The organism is Corynebacterium sp. (assembly GCF_030530965.1).
Lineage (GTDB): Bacteria > Actinomycetota > Actinomycetes > Mycobacteriales > Mycobacteriaceae > Corynebacterium.
The window spans coordinates 1-2702 of record NZ_JAUMTY010000093.1; the positions used below are offsets into that span (position 1 = coordinate 1).

Below are 2702 nucleotides of genomic sequence, written 5' to 3' on the forward strand. Positions count from 1 at the left end.
CCTGACCACTCGGGCGCACATGAGCGGTCCGGGCGAGTTATCCGCGTGGAGTCTGATTACGATAAGTCCACCATTTTCGGCGATCCGCCGTCGGAGGGGCGGCACCGCAAGAGTTCGGCCCGGCGGGGTGCGTCCCACCGTCGGGAGGATGACGATGTGCCCATCGTTGATGGTGAGCTCGAGCCCGAGAATCGGCTCGACCAGGATTAAGCGGAAGTATAAGCGGGCAGTGAATAACCCAGCAGCCAGAAGGAGTTTCTTTTCATGACGGATCACACTAACCCAGGGGCGAAAGACGCCGAGCCTACGTCTGTTGCTCAGCCCACGTCCGCCGCGCAGAATTTGGATCCAGAGCGCCGGGCCCGGCTGGCAGAGCTGGTCAAAGAGCTGGCAGTCGTGATGGGGAAAGTGACCTTATCCTCCGGCAAAGAGGCAGATTATTACGTCGATTTGCGCCGGGCGACGTTGCATCACGAGGCCTCGCCATTGATCGGTGCTCTTTTGCGGCAGCTCACCAAGGATTGGGATTTCGATGCCGTCGGTGGCCTGACACTGGGCGCAGACCCCGTCGCCGACTCTGTTTTGCACGCATCCGGCCGGCCCATCGATGCGTTTGTCGTGCGCAAAGAGGCGAAGAAGCATGGCATGCAGCGTCGCATTGAGGGCCCGGACATTAAGGGCAAGCGCGTGCTCGTCGTCGAAGATACGACAACCACAGGAAATAGCCCGTTGACCGCGGTCAAGGCGGCTCGCGACGCCGGGGCCGAGGTTGTCGGCGTCGCTACCGTGGTGGACCGCAACACGGGTGCGGCCGACGCCATCCACAATGAGGGCTTAGAGTACCGATCCATCCTGGGGCTGAAGGATCTCGGACTTGAGTGATTCACCCCGCGCGGCGGATCCCCACGCGTCAGACTCAGGCACGGTCAAAACACCAGCTGGCGTCGGTGCCACGGAGTGGAATCCGCACCCCGTGGGCGTTGGCCCGTGGGAGGTTGAGCATCCCGGCGAACCGCGGCCGACGGCTGATCGTTATGACCCGGCCCTTTTGGACGAGGGCGACCGACGCAATGTCGTCGACGCGTACCGGTACTGGAAGCGCGATGCCATCGTCGCGGACCTGGATACGCGCCGCTTCCCGTTCCACGTTGCGATCGAGAATTTTACGTCGGATCACAACATCGGGACCGTCGTGAGGACCGCGAATGCGTTTGCCGCAGAGGCGGTGCACATCGTCGGCAAGAAGCGGTGGAACCGTCGCGGAGCCATGGTAACCGATCGTTACCAGCATCTTTATCATCATGCGACGGTTGACGACGTGCTCCAGTGGGCGCACGAGCACGATCTCACTGTGATTGCTGTGGATAATGTGCCCGGCTCGGTGCCTGTTGAGACGGCCGAGTTGCCGGAGCGGTGCCTCCTCCTGTTTGGCCAAGAGGGGCCGGGGGTTAGTGAGGAAGCGCAGCGCGGTGCGGTGCAGACGGTGTCGATTGCGCAATTTGGTTCCACGCGGTCGATCAATGCGGGGGTTGCTGCGGGGATTGCGATGCATGCGTGGGTGAGGCAGCACGCGGACCTGTCGCGGGCGTGGTGATTCACGCGGGTTCTCGGCGACGATCATCAGCGGGCTGTGCATGACCGCGCAGCGCCCGCCCAATCGTGTGGGTTCAGTAGCGCCTACACCATCGATAGGGCACGATTAATACAATGCAGGATAAACGACATAGCAATCAGACCGACGCGTCCGCCGACGTTACTGCGGACGCTACCGCCGGCGACACACCCGACCACGAGGGCAGCCCGCGAATTAACCGCGCCGAGCAGGTCAACCATCGTGGCAGCTCCTTGCGGCCGCAACGTCGCCAGCAGGAGCTGTGGGAGAAATGGGACCACCGCGCCGATTTAGCCGAGGACGCCATCCATGAGCGCCATGCGCGCCGGGTGTGGGGCCTGCCGGGGACGAACCTCGCGGTGGTCTCGTGGCCGGCGTTGACGCGGGATAAGTTCTTCCTGCGCTGGCATTACTGGTGGCAAGCGCATTATTTGGATTGCTTAGTGGACGCGGCGTCGCGCCGTCCGCTGAAGTCCCGCTCGCGCCGAATCAGCCGGACCATGCGGGGAATCCGCCTCCGCAACGGTGCGCCGCTGACCAAGAACCGCTACTACGACGACAAATCCTGGTTAGCGTTGGCGCTCGACCGCGCGGAGGGCCTGGGCCACGGCCACCAGGCGAGGAGTCTGAAGGACCTCCAGCAGAACATTATCGACGGTGTCGACTCGCTGACCGGCGTTGTTCCGTGGCGCGTGGGTGAGGCGTTTTATAACGTCCCGACGAATGGCCCGGCGGCGATCATGATGGCGCGGATGGGTCGCGTGGATGAGGCCGAGGCCCTCACCGACTGGATGTTCGAGAACCTGATCAACCAGGACGGCCTCCTGATCGACGGCATCCGCATGAAGATGGACGGCCCGGAGCCCTCGACGGCTGTGTACGCCTACAACCAGGGTGTTGCTCTGGGCGCCTGCGTCGAGATCGCTCAACGACGCCGCGAGGAAGCCGGCATCACGGATGATCCCTCCAGCGCCGGGGCACACGCCGGTTCCGACGTGGCAATGTCCTCGATCACCAGGGTCCACAACCTGGTCCACGCCATCGCAGTCAACTTGGCGACGGACACCGGCGTGATCAAGGGCTCGGGCAG

Annotated in this window: 4 protein-coding genes; all 4 read left to right on the forward strand. The window is 63.4% G+C overall.

Annotated features, from left to right (window positions below; all coding sequences use genetic code 11):
* On the forward strand, positions 1–210 hold a 210-nt coding region (locus Q3981_RS10310), incomplete at its 5' end, for a hypothetical protein (protein ID WP_303125990.1).
* Between the two features lie 189 nt (positions 211–399).
* A complete protein-coding gene (gene pyrE / locus Q3981_RS10315) occupies positions 400–882 on the forward strand; it encodes an orotate phosphoribosyltransferase (protein WP_303125994.1) in 483 nt (160 codons plus the stop codon).
* A 91-nt stretch (positions 883–973) separates the two neighbouring features.
* Complete coding sequence (locus Q3981_RS10320; protein ID WP_303126001.1) at positions 974–1594, forward strand: RNA methyltransferase; 621 nt, start codon at positions 974–976, stop codon at positions 1592–1594.
* A gap of 113 nt (positions 1595–1707) precedes the next feature.
* Positions 1708–2702 (forward strand): glycoside hydrolase family 76 protein (locus Q3981_RS10325; RefSeq protein WP_303125992.1); only part of this gene is annotated, 995 nt, incomplete at its 3' end.

Coding starts and splice junctions, on each gene's coding strand:
- pyrE (WP_303125994.1), top strand. CDS start 400: ATGGGGAAAGTGACCTTATCCTCCGGCAAAGAGGCAGATTATTACGTC.